Consider the following 24,075-nt stretch of genomic DNA (forward strand, 5'->3'; position numbering starts at 1 on the left):
GAGGATGTTATAAGGATATTTCACGGCATTCAAAAGGTCATGCCAGCGCGATTGATCATGGTAGGGGAAGGGCCTGAAAAAGAGCCTGCAGAGGATTTATGTCAAGAATTAGGTATAGCAGATAAAGTAGCCTTTTTAGGGAACAGTAATGAGGTGGATAAAATATTATGTTATTCTGATCTGTTTCTACTGCCTTCGGAGACCGAAAGTTTTGGATTGGCTGCTTTAGAAGCCATGGTCAATGAAGTGCCTGTAATCTCTAGTAATGCCGGTGGTATTCCAGAGGTGAATAAACATGGCATTAGCGGATTTTTGAGCCCCATTGGTGCTGTTGATGAAATGATATCAAACGCACTTCACATTTTAAGTGATGATCAGCGACTTGAGATGTTTAAACAACAGGCCCGTAACCAAGCCAGTATATTTGATATCAATTACGTGGTTCCACTTTATGAGGAAATCTATGAAATTGCCTATAATAAATTAATTAAAGGACAGTTATAAGGACTATTTAAGTGCTTGTACTTGGATAATATGGTACTTATAAAAAATCAAAGTTGTAACCCGATTTAAGTAATTTCTCATAGGTGTTATGGTCAAATGTATAGTAGAAAGCACCTCTTTTGGATGAACTTCTATCCTTTTCATTTAGCCTGTTTAAGATTTTAAAAGACAATATTTTCTTTCTGAAATTTCCAGGATCCAACTTTCTCTGAAAAATAGCTTCATATAAACTCTGTAATTGTGGGATGGTAAATTTCTCTGGTAAAAGCTCAAATCCAATAGGTTGATGTTTGGCCTTTCTTCTAAGGATATCTAATGCGTCAATGACCATCTGATGGTGATCCAACACCAGCTGGGGAAGTTCTTCTAATCGATACCAAAAGGCGCCGTGCTTTTCTGTAAGCTCCTTATCGTACTCGTCAATTCTAATAAGGGCAAACTGCGCTACTGAAACACAACGTGCACCCATATCGCGGTCCGCTTTTCCATAGGTTCTTGATTGCTCGAAAAATACGTTATCCAGGCCTGTGATATCATGTAGCACCCTTTTTGCAGCGTGATCTACGTCTTCGTCTAATTTTACAAAACTCCCGATAAGCGACCAGGCGCCTTTATGGGGTTCAACTCTTCTGTTAAAGATTAGTAATTTTAGCTCATCTTGATGAAAGCCAAAAACGATGCAATCGGTGGCCACATGCATCTTATCGACCTCTGTGTAGTAGGATTCTTGGTTATTTTTCATAAATAAGTAAAAAAAACAATAAAAGTGAATTGTACTTTTATTATATTTGTTTGATTAAATATATATTTGATTTGAAAAATACGACTCAATCCGAAAATAGACAAACAATAGCCCTTAATTTAGAGAATTTTGTGCATGAAGTGCTTGTTGTATCACCTGGAAGAATCAATTTAATAGGAGAACACATCGATTATAACGGAGGGCATGTGTTACCGGCAGCTATCAATAAACAGATTAAAATTTATTTTAGGCGAAATAACACTAGGCGGTGTAATGTGTGGTCTAAGAATTTTGATAATGGTTATTCATTTTCTATCGATGCGATTGGCATCAGTGATGTAGAATGGGAAAATTACATTTTAGGTGTCGTTCATTACATTGATCAAATTTACCCTGGAGCTATCCAAGGTTTTGATTGTATTGTAGAGAGTGCACTCCCGATGGGCTCTGGGTTAAGCTCTTCAGCTGCCTTAGAATGTGGAATAGCTACTGGCTTAAATACCTTGTTTTCCATAGGACTTACCAAAGATCAAATTATTCACCTCTCTAGAGATGCTGAGCACAATTATGTGGGTACGAAATGTGGAATCATGGATCAATTTACCGTGGTACGCGGGCAAAAGGATCACCTCATTTTATTGGATTGTCAGAATTTGGACTACCGGATGATTCATGCAGATATAGCTCCTTACCAATTGGTTCTTTTAAATTCTAATGTGTCTCATAATTTAGCTAGTAGTGAATACAACAATAGAAGAGCTGATTGTGAGGCGGCTCTCGCGATCATTCAAGAAAAACATCCTGAATATAAGTATTTGGTCGATGTACCTAAAGAGGTGTTGATGTCATTTGAGGAAGAATTAACCCCTACCATGTTTGATCGAGCATCGTACGTGATTCAAGAAAATAAACGGACCCTTATGGCTGCAGAAGCTTTAGAAAAGGGAAAATTTGAAGAGTTCGGGAATTTATTATGGGAATCCCATCACGGATTACGTTATAACTATCAAGTAAGTTGTGAAGAATTGGATTTTATGGTTGATTTTGCCAAAACACAAAAAGGTGTCTTAGGGGCTCGAATGATGGGAGGAGGATTTGGTGGCTGTACCATTAATATGGTACACAAAGATGTAGTACCTTCCTATACTGATGCGATTTCCAAGGCTTATAAAAAGCAATTTGGTATTGATTTATCACCAATTGAAGTTAGTATTAGCGACGGAGTTGAAGTAAAAAAGTAGTAGAAATTTTCAAAAATTATTATCATGTTAAACGATAAACCACATAGACGTTTTAATATATTAACTGGGGAATGGGTGCTTGTTTCACCACATCGAACAAAGCGTCCCTGGCAAGGGAAAAAGGATACTAAAAGCGCCTTTGAAAACAAGTCATATAATGAGACTTGTTATTTATGTCCCACCAATACTAGAGCTAGTGGAGATACCAATCCGGACTACAAAGGAACTTATAGTTTTATTAATGATTTTGCGGCCTTAGTGCCTGAGGTGCCAGTAGAAAAATATCAAAATGGCCTTCTTCAGGGCCAAACGGAAAGTGGAATTTGTAAGGTGATTTGTTTCTCACCAAACCACGCACTTACATTACCTCTTATGAGTGTTGAACAAATAACTGAAGTTGTAGGTCTTTGGAAGAAGGAGTATGCAGAATTAGGGGCTAAAGAAGGCATTAATTATGTACAGATTTTTGAGAACAAAGGGGCGATTATGGGATGCAGTAATCCACACCCTCATGGTCAAATTTGGTCACAATCTTCCATTCCCGGGGAAGTATTAAAAAAGCAAGAGAATCAACGAAATTACTGGCATACACACGGCAAGAGTCTACTTAAAGACTACCTAGAACAAGAATTGGAATTGGACGAGCGTATATTGATCACCAACGATCACTTTGTAGCTTTGATACCTTATTGGGCAGTATGGCCTTATGAGGCTATGATTGTTCCTAGAAAACACTATCAGGATATCACTCAGTTAAATGCAGCTGAAGAAATAGCCTTTGCCACTATTATCAAAGAGCTTACTACACTTTATGACAATCTCTTTGAGACCTCATTTCCATATTCCTCTGGTATTCATCAACGGCCCACCGATGGTGCTGCTTATGAGGAATGGCATTTTCATATGTCTTTTTATCCACCGCTACTTCGGTCTGCAGAGGTTAAAAAGTTTATGGTCGGATATGAAATGTTCGCAAATCCACAACGGGATATTACAGCGGAGGTTGCCGCAGAAAATCTAAGAAATTTATCAAAAGTACACTATAGCTTGAGATAGTAGTCACTCCAGTCTTCTGTAGTTTTCTGAAAACATAGGATTGCCTTCATTGTCCAATGTGATTTGACTATAGGAGTTTTGATCTATCACTAACTTAAATTTGAACTTTCTCATGGTGTCTATAATTTTCATCATGGAGCTGGACCCGTATTCCAACGTTTCTACAAGGAAACTATCCTTGGTATAATAGGATCCATACCCAAACCATTCTACGGAATCTAAGGGGACGAACCTTGTCCACATGACTTTGTCTTGGCTATACATTTTTATCTGGCGATAGCCATTGGTGTTTTCAATGGTATCTGTGACTTGATGACCATCATAGGAATAACGGTCGACAAGTTCCCAAACACCTTGAATGGAACTTTCACTTTTCTTGTTATTCGGGATTGCTGAAAGTAAAATCAATCCGAATACAATAACGACTGGATAAATTATTTTTCTCATAACAGCACATATTTTGAATCATTAATAAATAAACCTATGTTAATTTACGAATAATTGTTTGATTTTTGCAGTATTATGCGAATATTTTAAAAGTAAATTTTACGGTATCAATACTTTCTATCGACGGATAAAATGTTTTCATTAATTAAATGTTAGCTTTTTGGCAAAATGGCTACTTTTGTTATAGAGAATTAATAGAAATTAAAATTATGACTGATACAGTGGAAAGAATTAAATGTTTAATTATTGGCTCTGGTCCTGCAGGGTATACTGCGGCTATTTATGCGGCAAGGGCTGATATGAAACCAATAATGTATACAGGTATGGAACCAGGGGGACAATTGACCACCACTACCGAGGTCGATAATTTTCCAGGGTACCCAGAGGGAATTGACGGGCCTACCATGATGATTCAACTTCAACAGCAAGCGGAACGCTTTGGAACTGAGGTCCGTATGGGAATGGTAACCTCTGTGGAACTTAATAAGACACATGGAGGAATTCATAAGGTAGAAATTGACAATGGATCAACTTTGGAAGCTGAGTCAATAATCATAGCCACTGGTGCTACCGCTAAATACCTTGGTCTGCCAAGTGAACAACGCCTAAGAGGCGGTGGAGTATCTGCCTGTGCTGTATGTGATGGCTTTTTCTTTAAAGGGCAAGAAGTCGCTATTGTAGGTGGAGGAGATACCGCAGCAGAGGAGAGCACTTACTTGGCGAATATTTGTAGTAAAGTGACCCTGTTGGTTCGTAAAGGCGAAATGCGTGCCTCTAAGGCGATGCAGCACCGTGTTAATAACACGCCTAATTTAGAGGTGAAATATTTCACTGAAATCGAAGAGGTACTAGGGGATCAAGTTGTTGAAGGACTTCGTTTGGTAAACAATCAAACTGGAGAAAAAGAGGACATTAAGGTAACTGGGCTATTTATTGCTATTGGTCATAAGCCGAATACAGAAATATTTAAGGGGCAATTAGAGATGGATGAGACTGGGTATATTATTACCAAGGGTAAATCTACCAAAACTAATATACCTGGTGTATTTGCCAGTGGAGATGTCCAAGATAAAGAATACAGACAAGCTATTACCGCGGCAGGAACAGGGTGTATGGCGGCATTAGATGCTGAACGTTATTTGGCTGCGGTAGAAAGTAAAGAAGAGGTGGAGGCCTAAGAACTTTTAACGTATTGAATAAATAAAAAAGACCCCTAGGAGTATATGATTTTCTAGGGGCTTTTTTGTTCGTTTTTTGATGATCCTACTCTGGAGAAACTTCTCCAGATCCTGAAATTTTGCTATGTTCTTGTGTAGGCGTGCCACTATAAGTAACATCCCCTGAACCTGCTATTTTGACTTGCAAGGTACCGTCGCAATGCAGACTGATATCACCAGAGCCTATAAGATTTACTTGGACGTCAACCGCCTTTAAGGTAAGTGCTTCGATATCCCCCGATCCCGATAGTTTGTAGGCTACCTTTTGAGCATTTCCTTGAAGTTCCACATCTCCTGATCCGACCAGGGAGGTTTCTAAATTTTGAACATTGAGATTTAGAGCGATGTCTCCGGATCCCGTAAGCTCAGTATGAAGGTCGTCACTAGCGATAACGTCTTTTGAATAGATATTCCCTGATCCTGTCAGGGTAACCGCTGTGAGACGTTCAAAAGGAACCCTCACTAAAATGCCAGTTCTTTTGCTAGGTTGTAAGTTATACCCTTTCTCCGTTTCTATAGTGAGTGTTTTCCCTTTCACTTTGGTAACACTATGTGGAATTAAATTTTCTTCCCCAGTGATGGTAAGGGAACCTTCAGTGCCGCTGATGAGTTCGACATCGAAGAATCCTGACATTTCAATTTGGTCATATTTTGCGGTGGTTCGATTGTCTTGAATGACATTCCCGTTACCCTTAATGGTGTTTTGCCCAAACCATTGTGCAGTGGCCAATTGAGATGCAAGCAGTACATAGCTCAGTAAGATGAATCTTTTCATTTTAGTTCGTATTTAATGGATTACTTATTTTAGCGACGAAGCATTTTTAATCCGCCGTATTCGATATCTATTTCAATAGAATTTTTCCCTTTACTACCATGATAACCTTGGTAGTAGCTTTCGGAAGATTTTTCTCTTTTTATACCAAATTCGATGTTGTTATCATATTTGAAATCCGTGTACTCTAGTGTAGCGGTAATATCAAAATGATATCCCTCACTGTATCCTATTTCAACATTGGTGTAATCACCATCGATAGTTATATTCCCAGCCTTTGGAGTAATTTCTTTTATTTTGATTCCACCATAATCCCCTTCGATGTCTACAGATCCTTCAACCCGTTCAATTCTCGTGGTTAGATAATCACCGGATCCGATGACCTTGCCAACGTTTTCAATAATGACATCACCATAATCGCATGAGAAGTCAATGAGTTCTACGTTGTTGAAAATTGAATTACTATAATCGGCTTCCAATTCGATTTTTTTTGCATCGTGGATGGTAAAGTTGGAATAGTCTGCATTTATGGTCGCACCATTGATGTAATCGACACTGACATTTGAGGTGTAGTCGAAGGAAATTTCATTGAGAGTAGAATTGAGTTTGCCTAATTTCATGCTGCCATAATCGCACTTAATCTTTGTACTTCCATTGATTTGGTTTAGGTAGATGGTACCGTAGTCATTGCTTAGATCCAGCTTGTTGCCAACAGGGACTTTTACGGTGTAATTTACTTGTATGCTTACATTGTCACCGCCCCATCTCCATCTGTTATTGCTAAATATTGTCTGCGCAGAGACCAAAGTATTTGTAGCTTGGAAATCGACGCTAATTTGATCGAGCCTTTGTTGTGCTTTCTTTTCATTGTCACTGCTGGTTTGAATGTGTACCTCAATGATGGTGCTATTTTTATCCCAGGAGGTAATATGCAAATTGCCATAGCTATTTTTTAATTTCAGTAAGGCATCTGAACTTATATCAAATTGTTTTTTAATAGTCTTTTCTTTGGTGAATTTACCGTGCAATTTAGGATCGATACTTGCTGTGGTAACAAGTGGAATGCATAAGAGCACTAAGACGAATTTAAACAGTTTGTTCTTCATGTTTTGTGTTTTTTAAATTTTCTATTTCTTGAATCTTATTAAGGACCTCTTGCGCAAGCTTAATTCGGGTTTGAAAATTGATCATCATTGCATTCAAAATTTGCTTTACATCACCTTTGTTGCTAAGATCAGCTTCCAGTAACTTGTAATCGTTTTCTAGTCGTAGTAACTGCGATTTTAGATCATCGACAAGTCTTTTAGTTTTCTCACCAGAGGCTTGATCAATTTTTTCAATCTCTTGTGCAATTAACGCATAAAAATAATATTCGGTTCGTTGTACTTCCTCTGGTTTACCCTCAGGGATGTAATTAGCCACCTTAGTTTGTGTAGGTTTCTCTTGCGGTTGATTAAAGTACTGAATACCGATTGTAAACAGTAGTGCAACAGAAGCAGCAATAGAGATATACTTCCACATCTTTGCGCCCTGGTGACTGTTTTTGGTGGCTTTGTCTCTGTGAAGTTTGTTTACAAACCGTTCTTGATGACCATTACCTGGTTCTTCCATGTCCCAGTCGGATCCCAAGCGCTCAAATAATTCTTCTATTTCATCCTTTGGTCTCATATACTTTCCCATTTAATTTTTTCCTTAAAGATTCTTTAGCTCTAGAGATTAGCGTTCTACAGCTTGAATCACTGATACTCATTATTTGACAAATTTCTTGATTGTCATAGCCTTCAACTAATTTAAGGGTCAAAGCAATTCTGTAATTATCCTTGAGTAACTTCATTGTTTGTAATACCTCTTGAGCCTTCAAGTTTGTAAAACTTGCCTCTGAGTCTGGTATGTCATTGTCTTGAACCCTATATAACACATTATCCAAAGCAATGTGTTGCACCTTAGTTGATTTTCTGTATTGTTGAATGCTATTATTGATCACTATTCGTTTGAGCCAAGCACCAAAGGTCACCTCCGCACGATAGCTGTATAATTTCGAGAAAGCGTTTAAAAACGATTCCTGCATAACATCTTCAGCCTCATAAGGGTCTTTTACAATTCGCAAAGCAGTATTGTACATCGCCTTATAATAACGGTTATAAATTGCTAATTGAGCTGATTGTTTCCCATCAATACAATCTTTTATTAGCGGATTAATATGTAACTCTTGTTGGCTCAAAAAGTATATTCTTTACAATAAAGATAACACTCATTGAAGTTTGTTACAGTTACAAAAGAAAAAAATGAAAAATGAGTCACATTTTAAAAAAGGAGTAGGGGGTAGCCCCTAGGGTTATTCGAGTCTCGCCCACAGTATCTTGTTTTGATTAACTAAAAATAGTAGTCCTTTGAGATTGCTCAATAATTTTAGCTAGAATACCTGATAACCAAATGATTCTTCCACAGTGTTCAACGTGCCAAACGGCTTTAGAATCGATTATGTTCCCTGCAAGTAATGGGCCTACAACGTGTAGATTTTTGGAACATTCTAACTTGGCGTTCACTTCCAAACCAATTTGAGAGGCATTAGGGGATGCTAAACCTTGTTTAATCAGGTTTTTTAATAGCGTGGGAACTTGGTTATGGGCTCCGCCAAATTTAGTGCTACCAATGCAGTTTATCACCACATGAAATTGCATGGGAGCAGTAACCATAGTATCACTATGAGAATCTTGGTAGCGCAAGTAATATCCCTTTTTTTTCTTTATGAAGTCTTTGAATCGTCCTTTAATGTGCTCAAATCGCCCTTTTGATTTTAAATCGTCTATGACATCTAGGTAATGTTGACCTGCGCATCGTTGACGTCTGCCAATTTCATTACCGTAAAGACAAGCAAATGTTTTTAACTCTTGCTGATTTAACCTTGGTAATAGCCTGCCAACAGCATTAGATATTATGTTCACAGTGGAGGCAGCACCCAACTGGATTTTCTCTGCAGCGTCTAGATCTAAGGTGGCGGCTTGTGCGATTTGAGCCGCTGATAGAAGGTTGTGGGATTGTAGTTTATGGAGATGTTTTGGTTGATAATTAGCTTGTTTGATGGAATCGACTTCACTATCTGGCAACAACCCATGGGTTGATAGAAAGTAGTAATTAGTATTATTTTCCTGTTGATTTTCTATGTCATTGAGTTTATACAACAGTTCTAATGCACTAGCATTGGCACCAATAACCAGGATGTTACACCCTTGACTAGATGGATTCAAATTGGAAATGAAATTTGAAATTCGTTCTAAATTTTCATCCAAACTTGGGTTGTAAATTTGATTAATTACTAATAGCTGGTCATCTGAATGGATGTTCCTGTCCGTATAAATATTATGGGTGGGTAGCGATCCAATGCCAAGAATTACTTTTTTACTCTGAATTTTAAGTTCTTTTGCGTGAATGGTAAATAATGCATTATCTTTTGATACCTGGGTTACCTGAGTACAATAGTAATGAACCTTTAGCACGCCCTTTGAAGTTTGCTGATCAATTAATTGGTTTAATCTATCCTGAAGATAAATTCCAAAAAATCGTCGGGGAATAAATAAACCTCCCCACTGACCTTTACTGATACGTTCTCGATGTTTTTCGAGCCACTTTTTTGTCAGCTCCCCACCAGATGCTTTCATTCTCTTTAAAAGCGTATGGTGATTTTCATTGAGCCAATGGATGAATTTAGTGTACTCAGGCTGGGGAAGAAAATTTTTAAGCGAAGTAATCAGTAACACGGAATCGCCAGATCTTTTCCCATACGGAATTCCTGTATGGAATTCTTCATATTTCTCTATAATTGCGATCTCTAACAATGTTGGTGTTTGGACCGCTATACGATGTTCCAATAGGTGAATAAGAGTAAAGGTAGATGATAATCCAGATCCAATAAAGCATAGATCAAAAGGCCTTTTAAGGTTTGCACTGCACATCGCTGTTGTTTTTTTGATATCTTAATATTCTTCCAGGATTTCCAACCATTACAGCATTTTCTGGAACATCTTTTATAATAACGCTTCCTGCACCAAGAAGGCAATTTTTACCTAGACTTTTAACTCCTGTCATAATGGTGACTCCCATTCCGATGTATGATTTTTCTTGTACGCGTATACACGCACCAACATTGACTCCGGAAGATATAAAGGTTCCATCTTCAACGATGACATGATGGGCAATTGTACTTGCTTGATTGATCATAATATAATTTCCCAAAGAGGTATGGGGCATCACAATATTACCGACTAACATGTATATGGCTTCCCCTAGGATTACATCAGGTCCTATGGATACCGAAGGATGAATAAAACTTGGAATCTTATATCCTTCTTTGTGTAGTGCTGAAAGGTATTCAACCCGAATATGATTGTCTCCTATAGGACAATACACAGCTTGAATGGTTTCTTTAAATTTTGACGTATATAGGTCATGGTAAGAACCTATTACGGGGACACCAACTACTTTTTGCCCAAGAAGGGAGGGGTTGTCGTCAATAAAGCCAACAATATTAATACCCGCCTCAAGCAAATAAGATGCGTATATCTGACCTTGCGTTCCCGCTCCTATTATCACTGATCGATCGCTCATGCTTTGTTTCCTTTAAATGCAACCATGTTTAGGTTTGGTCCTGAGTTAATCCCATCCTTTAAGATGACCTTTTTAATGGTTAGTATCAGAATAAGGACGTCCGTTTTAAAACTCAGGTGCTCGATATACCACACATCGTATTTGAATTTTTCTTCCCATGAGATCGAATTTCTTCCATGAACTTGAGCCCAACCAGTGATTCCTGGTTTCACTAGATGACGTTGTTTTTGAAAATCGTTATAAAGGGGTAGGTATTTTATCAATAGTGGTCGTGGTCCGATCAGACTCATATCGCCCAAAAGCACGTTGAAAAGCTGTGGGATTTCATCCAAAGAGTATTTACGTATGAAACTGCCAATTCTAGTGATTCGTTTTTCATAGGTTAGCAACACACCTTTTTCATCCCTTTGATCCGTCATGGATTTAAATTTTATAAGCTTAAATACGCGTTCATCTTTCCCGGGTCTTAATTGATAAAAGAAAGGATGTCCTGAATTGACAATAAACAAACAGATCCACAAAAGAATGATCACTGGAGAAAGTAAAATCAAGGCTATCAAAGATAGAAGAATATCCATTAAGCGTTTGATGTAATTGCTATACATGAGCTATAAAGTTTTTAGGTTGGCTGATGCGGTAAAATTATTTTAAAACCTAGGCAGAATAAAAAATGTTCTACCAAAAGCAATTAAAATCGCTTAAATTATTAACGGTGCATTTCGTCCTAAATAAAAGGCCTTTAGGCTAAAAATGTATTGGAAGTTTAAAAATAAATGTATTCGCTTTGTATTGTATTTCAGCGATTTATGTTGTATTTCGGCGATCTTTAAGCTTTTTGTAGAATAAAATGGGACTTGGTAGAGCTTTGAGATATTTACCAACGATTGTTTTTAATTTTAACACCGAATTAAGCGTCCCCTTTTCAAAACCATGGTTTTATTCTCTATGATGCTACCAACCAAATGCAATTACAAATGAGAACAACCTTTACATTATTAAGTACCCTTTTACTCTCTTGCTGTTTGTGGTCCCAAGAAATCCATACACAGTCTAACGCTGTTTCTATTGAAAATGAAGCAGACGCTACAACTGGATGGACTGGTGGGGCAGTGATCTCATCCGAATCCACTGATGTAGAACATGGAAACTTCTCCATGTTAATCACCTCTACTGGAGAAACAAATGGTAGAGATGTCTCTTACACATTTAATGTTACTAGTGGACAAGTTTACTCCATTAAAATATGGGCAAAGCGGGCGCCACAAAGTTATTTACCTGCCTTTGCCAATTGGTCTGGGTTTTCAAATTTCACCCAACGATCTATTTTAACGACACAGTGGACAGAATATAGCTTTGAATTAACAGCTAATTCCAATGTGGCTGTCATACGCGCCTATACAGCTCCGATAAACAGAGGGGCTGTTTCTGGGGATGGGATTTTGCTTGATGCTGTAAGTATCACTCCTTTGGTGGATGATGTAGTAGCACCTTCAGCTATTACCGACTTAACGGCCAGTTCCATTACCTCCAATAGTGCATCCCTTTCTTGGAGCGCTTCCACCGATAATGTAGGAGTTGTAGATTATGAAGTTTTTCAAAATGGCTCCAGTATCGGACTAAGTGGTGGAACAACAAGTTTTAATGTCACCAATTTAGCTCCTGAAACCAGTTATGATTTTACTGCTATAGCTATTGATGCCGCAGGGAATACCTCCTCTGCAAGTAATACAGTTAATGTCACGACAGCTGCGCCCACTGACAACCAGGCGCCGACTGCTATTACTGATTTGATAGCGAGTGCTACTGCTACCACTAGCACTACACTTTCCTGGAGCCCCTCAACGGATAATGTAGGTGTGGTTGATTATGAGGTTTTTCAGGACGGAATCAGTATCGGTTTAAGCGGGGGAGCAACAACTTTTAATGTAACGAATCTCACTCCAGCAACCAGCTATGCTTTTACCGCTATAGCCATGGATGCAGCAGGGAATATATCCTTGGTAAGTAATACCGCAAATGTAACAACCACAACTGATACAGACACACAGGCACCCTCAGCTATTACAGACCTTACAGCGGGATCAACAACTTCAACTACTACCTTACTTTCCTGGAGCCCCTCCACAGATAATGTAGGTGTGGTTGATTATGAACTCTTCCAAGATGCTAGTAGCATTGGCCTTAGTGGGGGAGCAACAAGTTTTAATGTCACCAATTTAGCTCCTGAAACCAGTTATGATTTTACTGTTAGAGCGATGGATGGTTCTGGAAATGCTTCTGCTATTAGCAACACAGTAAGCGTAACAACTTTAGAGCAGCCTATAGGTGGAGCTACTGCTTATACCACCGAAAATGCCAATCTACCTACCATTGATTGGCAGTCCAACAATTTTGTTGCTAGCGGAAATGTTGGAGTCGGCACGGAAGTTAATCCTGCCTATAGACTCGCAGTTGCTGGTAATATAGTAGCGGAAGAAGTTCGAGTAGCATTACAGGGAAATTGGCCAGATTACGTTTTCGAAAATACCTATGAACTGCCAAGTTTAAACGAGGTAGAAGAGCACATAAAGGTTCACAAACATCTTATAAATATCCCGAGTGCTTATCAAATTCAACAGCAGGGAATAGCGCTAGGGGATATGGACGCCAAATTACTTCGGAAAATTGAAGAACTCACCTTATATGCTATTGCTCAAGAAAAACAAATACAACAGCTCCAAAACCAGAACGAGAAGTTAAAGGAATTGGTACGCAGGATTGAGATTTTAGAGCGCAAATTAAACAGTTACCCGGTAGAGCGATGAATTTTATAGCATTTAAGAGACTGGTTTTGAGCTTATTGATGCTGATGTTTTCTCAAGTCAATGCCCAAAGTATCCGTAAGGATTACCGGGAGATGACCGATTATGAAAAAACAGAATTAGTAAATGCATTTTACACGATCCGCTCAACCACTCCTGATAGGATAACGGATATGGCTAATTTTCATATGGATTTTTTCAATTATGACAATATTGACCCTGATGTATTGGATATCCATTTTAACTTACCAGATGAACCTGAAAAAGAAATTTTCTTAGCATGGCACCGCCGATTTATTTTCGAAATGGAGCAGGTGATGCAAGCAATCAATCCAAGAATTAGCATCCCTTTTTGGGATTCTTCTCAGGATCAATCGCCAAGCGCTGCTTTGTGGGATGAGGATTTTATGGGGAGTTTTAATTCTAATTGGGGCTTGGGGCGTCGTTTAGGACTCTATAATGATTTGCCCTCACCAAGTAATGTATCCAACCTGATGCTTGAGACTGATTTTTTTGAATTTTCGGATGACTTTGAACGGCAAACACCGCATTCTGGAGCCCATAGATGGGTCTCTGGTGCAATGATAACCTCGGCCTCTCCAAGAGATCCCGTATTTTACCTCCACCATGCCTATATAGATAAATTGTGGCACGATTGGGAAGAGCTTCATCATACCTCTTTTTACTTGAGAAATGATATGATCCGTTACGATGGTACGTATGTTTTCGGTGGAGAAACACTTCCGGTTGTAGACCCAAATGATATTCTAGATTCGCGTGCTTTAGGAGTGTTTTATGCCGAGAATGAATTGGCTGAGTTGGATAATTACATCATCAGTAATACCTATAATGACCCAGAATACTTTTACTATCAGTATACCATCCAAGCAGGTGCTAATTTTGTTGCTACTCCTGGAAGTAGTGCTGTTATAGAGTCGGTAAATGAAGTGGTATTGCAGCCTGGATTTCTGGCTCAAAGTGGGGCAGAGCTATTGGTTACCATTGATGATCAAAGTAGTTCTACACTACTGGCTAAGTCTACAAGTGTATCTGATAAGCGAGAAGTAAATCCTTTTGATCCCGTAGAATTAGAGCAAGTATGGCTTTGGAGTGAAGGAGATGTTGATCCTGACGATGCGGTGGTAATTATTAAGACTTTCCCTAATCCATTTGATAGTCATATCACCATCAAATTGGATAAGAAGCGTGATTGCGTAATCGAAATATACAACATGGTAGGAGCATTGATCAAACAAGTAGTCTTTGAATTTACAGACACTTTAGAGGTTAAGAATCTCTATGGATTGGCTCCTGGTACCTACGTTATAAAGGTAGTTGATTCGCATGGAAAAACCTTGGTGGTGAAAAAAGTAATTAAAATGTAATCATGTATCGAGTTTGTTATTTTATCGTTCTTGGCATGATCACCATTGTTTATGCGAAAACCTGTCAAAAAAGTTATCGCATTGAAAATAATACTCCTTATACAATTTCCAATATACAGCTCTTTGATCATAATGTAGACCATAGAATTCCGCCTTACGGTTATATTAAAGGGCATGCCGATTTTGAAAGTAAACAAGGATCGGTATTAATGTTTAGTGCCGATAGTTTGAATTTTGGTGTTTATATAAAATTTCCTAAGGAGAGTGAGCAGTTTCAAATTAAAATAGATAGCATTAACACTGCTACTCGTGCAGTAATTATCTCCCAATAAGTTTATTTAGACACTTTTTTATAAAGGGTGATTTATAAACAGCTTAGTACTAATTCAATGTAACTCCTTAGTTAAAGGATCTCTTTAGTTGTCGTTCAAGCCGATTCCCTGTAGAATTTTAGGGCTACATTTCTGAATTCTTGCCACTTTGGTCTTGGATTGTTTTGCTGAAGAGAAGTGCAGAAGGTAGGCTCGTTGGCGCCCTGGGGTTAAATTATAAAAAGCCTTTTTTAGTGCTGGATCCTTTTCCAGTGCTTGTTTAAATTCCGTTACTATCTCAAAATCTTTCGTTTGCTTAAAAGTTACTTTAAGACCAGCTTTTTCCACTTCAATGGCCTCAAAGATATATTCTCTGATTTTTGATTCTAGTTGTCTTATATCCTCTAAATCAGTGAATCTCAAATGTCTAGCTGATTGGGTGTTTTTAGTTTGCTGTATTAAGATATTATATGGATCTTTTAATAGGACCCCCTTATGGAATAAAATGGCACAATAGTGTTTAAATCCATGGATTAGTATCAAATTGGTATTTTGATAGGAATAACAAGGTACACCCCATTTTAGATTTTCTTGTAATCCACATGCTAAAATGATTCGGCGAAGTTGTCTGTAGCACGCTTGCCATTTACTTTGTTTTTCGAAGAAAAAATCTACTTTGGGATTCATTTAGTGGTTTTTAATGGGGAGTGAGTTTAGTATTTTTATTTTTATTATAAAAATATAAAAAAACCTGGTGGCAAGCCACCAGGGAAAGTAAAGTGTAATTACTCACTATATTCAATGGCTGATTGAATATGCTTTTTTGCTAGATACTTTTTTAAAAAGAGTACACAGCAGCCAACAGGAAGGAAGCCAAATGCTCACTTGGCATGGCGTCCATATCGTAAAACACCTCTTCGGATGCAGTATCAAAGCGCAGTTCAGGCTTGAGGGTTAAGTTTTCAATGGTGTAATTCCCAGTGATGGTAAATTCAAAAACCTCTGCGTCTTGATCTGTATTTAATCCAAAAACACCAACACCCCCATCAAACTCCTTAAAATATTCTCCTCTGAGCCCAATGGCAAATCGCTCTGAAGTAGTGAGTTGTGGGTATAATGCAAATCCATAAAACCCTGAACCGTCGGTTGTGTTATAGGTTGAGTTTATCCCAAGAAAGATGCTTGGACTTAGATTCAATCCACCAGTGTAATCTACCTGAAAAGTACTACCAGGTACTGCTGTTTGTTCCCCGTATATAAAATTAAGGTATTGGCTCTTATATCCGAATTGAACACCTGCTGTATAACTACCGTCTAAGTTTATTTCGGTAAAGTCAGTGCTGTTCATTATGGCAAGCATTAAAGTGAAGTCTTCCGAGAGGGTTAAATCCATTTTAATTCCTGTATGGGAGAAAGGGCCATACGAAAACATATAGGAGGTTGAGTAATTAAAATTACCCACAGGGGAGATCACCTCATAACCTAGAAAGGTGTTGAAGTTTCCCATGGTTAATCTAAGTTTTTCAGAAAGGTTCCAATAGACGTAAAGTTGATTTACAATATTAGAAGAGCCTGTGGATAAAAATACAGCATCTTCTCCTCGAGGGCCAAATGCTAAATCCGCCACAAAACCGACTTTTTCGCCTTGATAGCTGGCCACTAAGTTGGCCATTCCTAAGGAGAATCCACTCCTGTTTGCAAATGCAGTGGCAGGGGTGTTGAAATATGAATTTTCTTGTAAATCCTCAAAGGCTTCATTGGTGCCTGTTAAATTTGTTTTCCAATAAAGATCTGCCGAACCGTGCAGGTTAAACTTTTCTCCAATTTGTCCAAAGGTGAGAAAACAGGAGAGGGAACATATGGAAAAGAGAACTTTTTTTACGTTATTTGACACAGCTAATGCTTTCATAATTTATACTTTTAAGGTGAGTTGATATTAAATGAATGTGATTTCTATGTTATCGACTTTCGAAAGCGAGCTAAGTAACGGAGCATATCGCCAAACACTGCTCCGTTACATTTTGCCCGAAATTCGACCATTAACGGTCTATCGTAAAGTCAGGATAGGCATCTCCGTGGTGCTCGTGAATGTCAAGCCCATCAATTTCTTCTTCTTTTGTAACGCGTAGACCCATGGTCTTATTAAGGATAAGTAATACTAGATAGGAACTTCCTATAGCCCAAGTAAACACACTCAAGACACCTATTGTTTGGATACCAAGTTGCGTAAAACCACCTCCGAATAAAAGACCACCTTCAGTTGCGAATACGCCTACTAGAATCGTACCTATAGCGCCACAAATACCATGAACTGATACAGCTCCGACAGGATCATCGATTTTAAACTTTTTATCCAATACCTCAATGGCAAAGATGACAGCAATCCCACACAATATTCCTATTATAGCAGCACCACCTGGACTAACCACTGAACAACCAGCAGTTACGCCTACTAGACCCGCTAAAGCACCATTTAAACTCATAGAAATTTCCGGTTTTCCATATCGAATCCAAGTCAGGGTAATTGCGGTAATTAAACCAGCGGCCGCCGAAAGATTGGTGTTTATAATGATTGCGGGGACGTTAAAGACGCTCTCACCGCTTATGGCTAACTCTGAACCTCCATTAAAACCAAACCAACCCATCCATAGAATAAAGACCCCTAATGCTCCATACATCATGTTGTGTCCTGGAATGGCGTTAGAACTTCCTTCGGTATATTTTCCGATTCTTGGACCAACCATGGCGGCCATAACTAGTGCGGCACAACCTCCTACACCATGGACTACCGTAGAACCTGCGAAGTCTATAAATCCTAAATCCGTTAACCAGCCATCTCCTTGCCATATCCAATGTCCAGAAACAGGATAAATTAACGTGGTGATTATAAGGGAAAAGATGATGTATGCTGAAAACTTGGTGCGTTCAGCAATGGCACCAGAGACGATCGTTGCTGTAGTGGCACAAAATACCGTTTGGAAAAATAAATTATGCATATCTTCCCGTACATTGTAGAACAGGGAAGGGGAACCTATAAAACTTCCGATGGACTCACCGTACATTAAGGTGTATCCAAACAACCAAAATGCAATGGCTCCAATAGAAAGATCGGCTAAGTTTTTCATCACGATGTTAATGACATTCTTACTTCTAGTAAAACCTGATTCAATTAGGGTGAACCCTGCTTGCATAAAGAAAACGAGAATTCCAGCAATAATAATCCAAAGTATGTCCAGTACTGCATTTACCTCTATAATATTTGATTCCATTCTATAATTTTTTTAAGTTATTGTTGATTAGTTCAGTGATTCTTGTCCTTTTTCTCGTGTTCTAATCCTGTAAACCTCAAGGACTTCAGACACGACTATTTTACCATCTCCTACATTACCGGTATAGGCGGACTTAAGGATGGCTTCAATGGTGCGATCTAAAAAAGCATCTGAAACAACAATGGATATGTAGCGTCTTTGAATGTCAGTGGTGCTATAGCTAACTCCACGATAGACATGGCCTTTTTTTTCATTACCAACGCCTGTGACATCCCAATAGCTAAAAAAATTTACTTCAACTTGATGAAGAGCGTCCCGCACTTGATCAAATTTTGATTTGCGAATAATAGCTTCAATTTTTTTCATAATTAAGAGTTTTGTTTGAATAAAACTATAGTAATTATGAATTACTTGATAAAATAATAGGGGTATATTTAAAATTTTTATTGAATTATTATTTTAACCCCCGTCAAAATATGGGGTATATATAAAAATTTAATGAATTTTATTAACTTGAATTTTAGAAAATGGCAAATAAAGGTGAAAAAATATGAACGAATGTTTTCTCTCCGTTAAAAATGGAATATCGTTTTGACCATGTTCGATCATGTAAATAAAATGGCCTTATGATGATTGCTAAGGTAATAGTAGAGGCTAAAAAAGGGGGGGCTTTTAAAGGAATTTGACCAGCCAAAATCCAAGGGCAACAAAACCAATCCCTAAAACTAATGAGGCAGTAGTGTAGCCGATAAAGGAGAGAAAATCACCTGATTTTAAAAATAAGGTGTTTTCATAAGAAAAAGTGGAAAATGTAGTGAATCCACCACAAAACCCAATGACAAGAAATGCCAATTGATGTGAAGATAGGTTTTGAGTTTTCAAAGAATATCCCATTAATAGACCGATTAATAAACTTCCTAAGCAGTTAACCACCAAGGTGCCGTATGGAATTATATTAATGGAATTTCTCAGTAGCTTGCTTATAGCATAGCGCAGAATACTTCCAGTTCCACCTCCAATAAATATTAGTAAAAGCTGCTTCATTTATGTTGCTTTGAAGTTATCAGCAATTATTCTGTTTCTATAATAGGAATGTAAATATCTGTTTCTAAATCAGCAGGGTTTGGGTAGTTTTCTGGGCATTTAATATAAATTTCCAGTTCGTCCCTTTGTGCATCGATAGTGTACCCGTTCTTTACCAGGTGTTCTTTTGTTTTCGCCCAAGCCTCTTTTGCGTTGGAGTAATCACCGAAAAGCGTGGCTTTGTAGTAACCTCCAGGAGGGATGTAACCGCATAGTATAGTGCTTCCTTTTGGGGTGATAATGCGATCACTTACGGGGATGGCTGCAGAGACAATAGCAGTTCGATCTACCGTGTCCCACTGTATAAATTTTACAAATGGCTTACTCGATGGTGTGATGTCATTGTGTTCCATAAAGGCGGAAACTTCAGTGAATATCCGGTCGGTACTAGTGGTGATATCATTGATTTTGGTACTAACGGTTTGATAGAGGTAAAATCCTCCTCCATACTGGGTTGGTCCCAAGATGTCAATTTTGTAGCGCTTCATGTTTTGTGTAATTACGCTATCCAAATTGTGAAGTCCTTTGGCAAAGTCCCTTGCAAAATGTTGTACTCTACTTCGATCCACTAAGGCCAGGAGTTTATCTGTAAAACCAAAAGTTCCTTCAATGCCCGAGGTTACAATGATCCCTTCCCCATTGGCGGTAGGGTTAAAAGCCCAAAATCGCCGTGCTGTTTTATCTTGTGGCTTATGAAATTCTACTTTTTGGCTGATGGAGTCATTGGAAAAGTATGTGGTGGTAATTCTACCACTTCCATAAAGTTTACTGTCCCAGCTACACGTAGCACTATCGCCTTTGAATCGATCTCCAAATGTAATTTTCAAGTCAGGATCCCTGAGGTTCCAAACGCCCCATTGTTGCCATTTGGTAAAATCACTAATATACGATCTGATTAAGGGTTGTGGCGCCTTTATTACCCGCGTCTTAATAATTTTGAAATCATCAGGTTGTACCGCAACGTATATGGCAAGTCCAATCATTGATATAAGAAGAAGAAAGATCAGATATTTTAAGATTTTCATAGAGGACAATAAAAAGAATTGTTAACAGCTAAAGTACAAAAATACTACCTTCTCTGTTAAGAACAGGAATTGACTTTTTTAAAATTTGTCGTACTAAATGGCTTTTTTATAAGCTACATCGTAATCTTTGTCCTTACCCTTGCTTCGTGAGTCCTTTGCATTAGGCTTATTGTATACTGCCTGTTGTTTCTTCGTTTTGGGTAACTTGTTGACACTAAATACTAGTAAAACCATATTAATTACCAACAAACCAAATAAAATTGAAAAGAAAATCATCATTGCCTAAGTTGATTGCTTTAGGCAAAGGTAGGCATTTTAAGTCATAAATTCTCCGTTAGAAGTAAAAAAATTACATTTTGTCAATTTTCGATACGATTTGCATGATCAATTTTAACCTTTTGCCAAGTTTTTAACCACTAATAAAAGGGCGATGAAAATTAGGAATCCAACGAGAATCCATAAGGAACCTTTGTATTGTTTTTTATGAATTTTTATATCGCGTCTATAGCTCACAAACATCACTATGATAAATACTATGGCAAATATTCCTGCGAATATCATCTGTCCCTGTGTAAACATATGGCATTAATTTTTGGCAAATTTAGTCAAATTGAATTTAGGAATTCTTAAATTGCTTACTCTTTATTAAAATCAACTCAATTAAAATGAAGGATAAATTAAAAAGCGTGGAGAAATTCCACAGGGCTTTTGGACTAGGCGTAGCCGATGCACCTCGAGCAGGTTTAGAAGGCTCTAAAATTGCCTTAAGACATAATCTTATGGCAGAAGAGAATAATGAATATTTAGAGGCCGCGAACAGTGGAGATTTAGTCGAGGTTGCCGATGCTCTTGGCGATATGTTGTATATCTTGTGTGGTACTATTTTAGAGCACGGAATGCAGGATGTGATCGAAGATGTTTTTGCTGAGATCCAATCGAGCAATATGAGTAAACTTGGTGCTGATGGAAAACCAATCTATAGAGAGGATGGAAAGGTTCTAAAAGGACCAAACTATTTTAAACCCAATATAGCCAAGCATCTAGGACAATTGAAATAGTATGTGAGAACGTTTTTTCGAGTTAAAATAGAAAAGCGGTAAAATTCTAAAGATCTTACCGCTTGCTTTTCAAATATTCTAGTTAGTTCCGATTGGATTAATCCACTTTAACTCTCCAACCGTATTTGTCTTCTATGGTATTGTATTGAATACCTAGTATAGTGTTTTTAATGGTAGCGGCATAGGAGTTTTCCAGTTTTGGTAATTCCCATTTTTCTCCCTTATATCCAAATCCTAGAATTGGATTGATTACAGCCGCTGTACCACTTCCGAAAATTTCTTTCAGTTGATTGTTTTTTGCAGCCTCAATTATTTCTGCCACTTTAATGGGGCGTATCTCGACTTCAATTCCTAGATCCTTAGCTACTTGGATGACACTTTTACGTGTAACACCGTCTAAGATTCTATCACTAATTGGGCATGTGATGAGTTTATCTCCAATTCTAAAGAACACATTCATAGTGCCCGCCTCCTCAAGATATTCGTGGGTATTTGAATCGGTCCATATAACTTGTTGGAATCCTTCTTGATTGGCAAGTGAGGTAGGGTAGAATTGTCCAGCATAATTACCAGCTGCCTTTGCAAAACCAAAACCTCCACTAGCAGATCGGCTGTAGTGATCGGCTATTTTTACGCGAACCTCACCAGCATAATATGCTTGGGCAGGGGAGCAAATTATTATAAATTTATACTCAGAGGAAGGGGATGCCGAAACGCCTGCTTCGGTAGCAATCACAAAAGGTCGTATATAAAGACTATTGCCAAATCCTTTTTTTATCCACTGCTTGTCTAGCTTTAGAAGCTGTTTGAGGCCTTCAAAGAAATATTCCTCAGGGAATTCTGGTATAGCTAATCTTGCAGAAGATTTGTTGATGCGATGAAAATTTTCATCAGGTCTAAACAACCATACCTCGTCCTGTTCATCTTTATAAGCTTTCATACCTTCAAATACGGCTTGCCCGTAGTGAAATACCTTAGCAGATGGGTCCATGGATAATTTTTGGTAAGGAACAATAGTTGGCTCCTGCCAATTTCCATTTTTATAGTCACAAATAAACATGTGATCTGTAAAAACACTTCCAAAGTTTAAGTTACTGAAATCAACTTCATTAATCCTAGAAGTTGCAGCCTTTTCTATTTTTATATTCACAACTGTATCCTTTTCCATTGCGGATCTTTATTTTGTACAAAATTAGCAAAATATTAAATGTAATTACAGATTTGTGATTGTAAAAAATACCTTATTTTGCGATGCGTTACTAATTATTAAAATTCTCTTACTCATGAGGGTGATATTTTTTGTTATTTCAATCGCAATTTTTGCTATTTCATGTCAAGTAGACAAACAGTATCAGAAATTAAAAGTGGCTGAAAACTACCACATTTATGGCGATACGATTATCGTAACCAACGGTGAGGAGTTGACAGCGGTCAATGATTTGTATAAAGAACTCGCTCTAGGGGATACCATTACTACGACAATTACTGCAAAGGTGACAGAGGTATGTAAAAAGAAAGGTTGCTGGATGAAATTAGATTTAAATCAAGACCAAGATGTAATGGTACGATTTAAAGATTACGGTTTTTTTGTTCCAGAGGACATCCTCGGTAAAGAGGTCATCCTAGAGGGGATGGCATTTGTCGACCAAGTATCTGTAGAGGACCAACAACATTATGCATCAGATGCTGGAGAGAGTAAGGAGGAAATTGCGAAGATCACTACGCCTAAGAACACCTATACTTTTCAGGCTATCGGGGTACTGACAAAAAAATAATAGGAGTAATAAGTACATGAAAAGAGAAGTCATAAATACCAATGATGGTTCGACTACCATTTATCTTGAGAAGTGGGATGAGCATTACCATTCTAAACACGGTGCTATACAAGAGGCGTATCATGTTTTTATTAAGAACGGTCTTGAACATTGGTGCAATCTGATAGATTCAAAGAATCCTCGTATTCTAGAGATAGGGTTTGGTACTGGCCTTAATGCATTTATTACTTATTTGGAACATTGCAAACATAGTCTTACGATCTCCTATCACGCAGTAGAAGCGTACCCTGTAAACCAACAAGAGGTCATACGGCTTAATTACGTACAACAGCTCCAGGCTCAAGATTTCAGTGAGGTCTTTAATCTGATGCATCAAAGTGAGTGGGACATCGATCTACAGATTGATTCTTCATTTACCCTTCGCAAGCGTAGACAGCTTTTCGAAACCATTGACGATGGTGCGGATTTTGATTTGATATATTTCGATGCCTTTGGAGCGCGTGTACAACCCGAACTCTGGGATGTGGGTATGTTTGAAAGGATGTATAAAGCCATGGATAACAATGGAATTTTAGTTACTTATGCGGCTAAGGGAAGCGTTCGAAGGGCCATGCTGGAAGTTGGATTTATAGTGGAAAAACTCCCAGGACCTCCTGGGAAGCGAGAAATGTTAAGAGCTGTTAAAAAGTAAGAGGCTTCTTTTCTTTTTGTGTTAAATATCTATAATTTAATTGTTAAAGCTTATCTAATCATCGCGCGGATGCTGTATATATTGGCTAATTTT

The 24,075-nt window shown here is 38.1% G+C and carries 26 protein-coding genes; 10 read left to right on the forward strand and 16 right to left on the reverse strand.

Going from position 1 to position 24,075, the window contains the following annotated elements:
* Nucleotides 1-504, forward strand: a 504-nt coding sequence (locus tag VKY50_RS00870; RefSeq protein WP_324297886.1) for a glycosyltransferase, incomplete at its 5' end; no start/stop codon positions are given.
* Between the two features lie 37 nt (nucleotides 505-541).
* Here the strand turns inward: VKY50_RS00870 and VKY50_RS00875 are convergent.
* A complete protein-coding gene (locus VKY50_RS00875; protein ID WP_324297888.1) occupies nucleotides 542-1,246 on the reverse strand; it encodes an NUDIX hydrolase in 705 nt (234 codons plus the stop codon).
* Between the two features lie 71 nt (nucleotides 1,247-1,317).
* Here VKY50_RS00875 and galK point away from each other — a divergent pair, with 71 nt between their 5' ends.
* The gene (gene galK, locus VKY50_RS00880) at nucleotides 1,318-2,487 is read left to right on the forward strand and encodes a galactokinase (protein ID WP_324297890.1); all 1,170 of its coding nucleotides are present in this window, start codon (nucleotides 1,318-1,320) and stop codon (nucleotides 2,485-2,487) included.
* Between the two features lie 24 nt (nucleotides 2,488-2,511).
* A complete protein-coding gene (locus VKY50_RS00885) occupies nucleotides 2,512-3,543 on the forward strand; it encodes a UDP-glucose--hexose-1-phosphate uridylyltransferase (RefSeq protein WP_324297891.1) in 1,032 nt (343 codons plus the stop codon).
* A gap of 3 nt (nucleotides 3,544-3,546) precedes the next feature.
* Here the strand turns inward: VKY50_RS00885 and VKY50_RS00890 are convergent, their stop codons facing one another.
* A complete protein-coding gene (locus tag VKY50_RS00890) occupies nucleotides 3,547-3,990 on the reverse strand; it encodes a hypothetical protein (RefSeq protein ID WP_324297893.1) in 444 nt (147 codons plus the stop codon).
* A 209-nt stretch (nucleotides 3,991-4,199) separates the two neighbouring features.
* Between VKY50_RS00890 and trxB the strand changes: the two genes are divergently transcribed.
* Complete coding sequence (gene trxB / locus VKY50_RS00895) at nucleotides 4,200-5,168, forward strand: thioredoxin-disulfide reductase (RefSeq protein ID WP_324297895.1); 969 nt, start codon at nucleotides 4,200-4,202, stop codon at nucleotides 5,166-5,168.
* Between the two features lie 85 nt (nucleotides 5,169-5,253).
* On the opposite strand, the gene VKY50_RS00900 is transcribed toward trxB, so the two are convergent.
* From VKY50_RS00900 to VKY50_RS00930, 7 genes are all read right to left on the reverse strand, one after another.
* A complete protein-coding gene (locus tag VKY50_RS00900) occupies nucleotides 5,254-5,982 on the reverse strand; it encodes a head GIN domain-containing protein (protein WP_324297896.1) in 729 nt (242 codons plus the stop codon).
* Between the two features lie 29 nt (nucleotides 5,983-6,011).
* Complete coding sequence (locus tag VKY50_RS00905; protein ID WP_324297898.1) at nucleotides 6,012-7,085, reverse strand: hypothetical protein; 1,074 nt, start codon at nucleotides 7,083-7,085, stop codon at nucleotides 6,012-6,014.
* Entirely contained in the window at nucleotides 7,066-7,647 is a 582-nt protein-coding gene (locus VKY50_RS00910) for a hypothetical protein (RefSeq protein ID WP_324297900.1), read from the reverse strand. Before VKY50_RS00910 ends, VKY50_RS00905 begins: the two co-directional genes overlap by 20 nt.
* A complete protein-coding gene (locus tag VKY50_RS00915; protein WP_324297902.1) occupies nucleotides 7,631-8,200 on the reverse strand; it encodes an RNA polymerase sigma factor in 570 nt (189 codons plus the stop codon). Before VKY50_RS00915 ends, VKY50_RS00910 begins: the two co-directional genes overlap by 17 nt.
* 148 nt (nucleotides 8,201-8,348) lie before the next feature.
* Entirely contained in the window at nucleotides 8,349-9,932 is a 1,584-nt protein-coding gene (locus VKY50_RS00920) for an FAD/NAD(P)-binding protein (RefSeq protein ID WP_324297904.1), read from the reverse strand.
* Nucleotides 9,913-10,584 (reverse strand): NeuD/PglB/VioB family sugar acetyltransferase, encoded by a 672-nt coding sequence (locus tag VKY50_RS00925; protein ID WP_324297906.1) that lies wholly within the window; start codon nucleotides 10,582-10,584, stop codon nucleotides 9,913-9,915. Before VKY50_RS00925 ends, VKY50_RS00920 begins: the two co-directional genes overlap by 20 nt.
* Nucleotides 10,581-11,189, reverse strand: a complete 609-nt coding sequence (locus VKY50_RS00930) for a sugar transferase (RefSeq protein ID WP_324297908.1) — start codon at nucleotides 11,187-11,189, stop codon at nucleotides 10,581-10,583. Before VKY50_RS00930 ends, VKY50_RS00925 begins: the two co-directional genes overlap by 4 nt.
* A gap of 369 nt (nucleotides 11,190-11,558) precedes the next feature.
* Here VKY50_RS00930 and VKY50_RS00935 point away from each other — a divergent pair, with 369 nt between their 5' ends.
* Genes VKY50_RS00935 through VKY50_RS00945 form a run of 3 tightly spaced genes read left to right on the forward strand, consistent with a single transcriptional unit; the run spans nucleotide 11,559 to nucleotide 15,102 of the window.
* The gene (locus tag VKY50_RS00935) at nucleotides 11,559-13,388 is read left to right on the forward strand and encodes a fibronectin type III domain-containing protein (RefSeq protein WP_324297909.1); all 1,830 of its coding nucleotides are present in this window, start codon (nucleotides 11,559-11,561) and stop codon (nucleotides 13,386-13,388) included.
* Nucleotides 13,385-14,770 carry a tyrosinase family protein gene (locus VKY50_RS00940; protein WP_324297911.1) on the forward strand — a complete coding sequence of 462 codons (1,386 nt, stop codon included), beginning with the start codon at nucleotides 13,385-13,387 and terminating at the stop codon, nucleotides 14,768-14,770. Before VKY50_RS00935 ends, VKY50_RS00940 begins: the two co-directional genes overlap by 4 nt.
* A gap of 2 nt (nucleotides 14,771-14,772) precedes the next feature.
* Nucleotides 14,773-15,102, forward strand: a complete 330-nt coding sequence (locus VKY50_RS00945) for a hypothetical protein (protein ID WP_324297912.1) — start codon at nucleotides 14,773-14,775, stop codon at nucleotides 15,100-15,102.
* A gap of 84 nt (nucleotides 15,103-15,186) precedes the next feature.
* On the opposite strand, the gene VKY50_RS00950 is transcribed toward VKY50_RS00945, so the two are convergent.
* The 6 genes from VKY50_RS00950 to VKY50_RS00975 form a co-directional block, all read right to left on the reverse strand.
* On the reverse strand, nucleotides 15,187-15,768 hold the full coding sequence (locus VKY50_RS00950) for a YdeI/OmpD-associated family protein (RefSeq protein WP_324297914.1): 582 nt from the start codon (nucleotides 15,766-15,768) through the stop codon (nucleotides 15,187-15,189).
* A gap of 151 nt (nucleotides 15,769-15,919) precedes the next feature.
* The gene (locus VKY50_RS00955; RefSeq protein ID WP_324297916.1) at nucleotides 15,920-16,990 is read right to left on the reverse strand and encodes an outer membrane beta-barrel protein; all 1,071 of its coding nucleotides are present in this window, start codon (nucleotides 16,988-16,990) and stop codon (nucleotides 15,920-15,922) included.
* Nucleotides 16,991-17,120: 130 nt separating this feature from the next.
* The gene (locus VKY50_RS00960) at nucleotides 17,121-18,350 is read right to left on the reverse strand and encodes an ammonium transporter (RefSeq protein WP_324297918.1); all 1,230 of its coding nucleotides are present in this window, start codon (nucleotides 18,348-18,350) and stop codon (nucleotides 17,121-17,123) included.
* A 27-nt stretch (nucleotides 18,351-18,377) separates the two neighbouring features.
* A complete protein-coding gene (locus VKY50_RS00965) occupies nucleotides 18,378-18,716 on the reverse strand; it encodes a P-II family nitrogen regulator (protein ID WP_324297920.1) in 339 nt (112 codons plus the stop codon).
* A gap of 306 nt (nucleotides 18,717-19,022) precedes the next feature.
* Entirely contained in the window at nucleotides 19,023-19,394 is a 372-nt protein-coding gene (gene crcB / locus VKY50_RS00970) for a fluoride efflux transporter CrcB (RefSeq protein ID WP_324297922.1), read from the reverse strand.
* A 26-nt stretch (nucleotides 19,395-19,420) separates the two neighbouring features.
* Entirely contained in the window at nucleotides 19,421-20,458 is a 1,038-nt protein-coding gene (locus tag VKY50_RS00975) for a GyrI-like domain-containing protein (RefSeq protein WP_324297924.1), read from the reverse strand.
* Nucleotides 20,459-21,123: 665 nt separating this feature from the next.
* On the opposite strand from VKY50_RS00975, the gene VKY50_RS00980 reads away from it, so the two are divergent.
* Nucleotides 21,124-21,516 carry a nucleoside triphosphate pyrophosphohydrolase family protein gene (locus VKY50_RS00980; protein WP_324297925.1) on the forward strand — a complete coding sequence of 131 codons (393 nt, stop codon included), beginning with the start codon at nucleotides 21,124-21,126 and terminating at the stop codon, nucleotides 21,514-21,516.
* 97 nt (nucleotides 21,517-21,613) lie between these two features.
* Here VKY50_RS00980 and VKY50_RS00985 read toward each other — a convergent pair whose 3' ends face one another.
* Nucleotides 21,614-22,684, reverse strand: a complete 1,071-nt coding sequence (locus VKY50_RS00985; protein WP_324297927.1) for a branched-chain amino acid aminotransferase — start codon at nucleotides 22,682-22,684, stop codon at nucleotides 21,614-21,616.
* Between the two features lie 115 nt (nucleotides 22,685-22,799).
* On the opposite strand from VKY50_RS00985, the gene VKY50_RS00990 reads away from it, so the two are divergent.
* The gene (locus tag VKY50_RS00990) at nucleotides 22,800-23,291 is read left to right on the forward strand and encodes a DUF4920 domain-containing protein (protein ID WP_324297929.1); all 492 of its coding nucleotides are present in this window, start codon (nucleotides 22,800-22,802) and stop codon (nucleotides 23,289-23,291) included.
* Between the two features lie 16 nt (nucleotides 23,292-23,307).
* Complete coding sequence (gene mnmC2, locus VKY50_RS00995; RefSeq protein WP_324297931.1) at nucleotides 23,308-23,982, forward strand: tRNA (5-methylaminomethyl-2-thiouridine)(34)-methyltransferase MnmC2; 675 nt, start codon at nucleotides 23,308-23,310, stop codon at nucleotides 23,980-23,982.
* Nucleotides 23,983-24,075 lie beyond the last annotated feature (93 nt).

The sequence above is a fragment of the Galbibacter sp. genome (assembly GCF_035306585.1).
Taxonomy (GTDB): Bacteria; Bacteroidota; Bacteroidia; order Flavobacteriales; family Flavobacteriaceae; genus Galbibacter.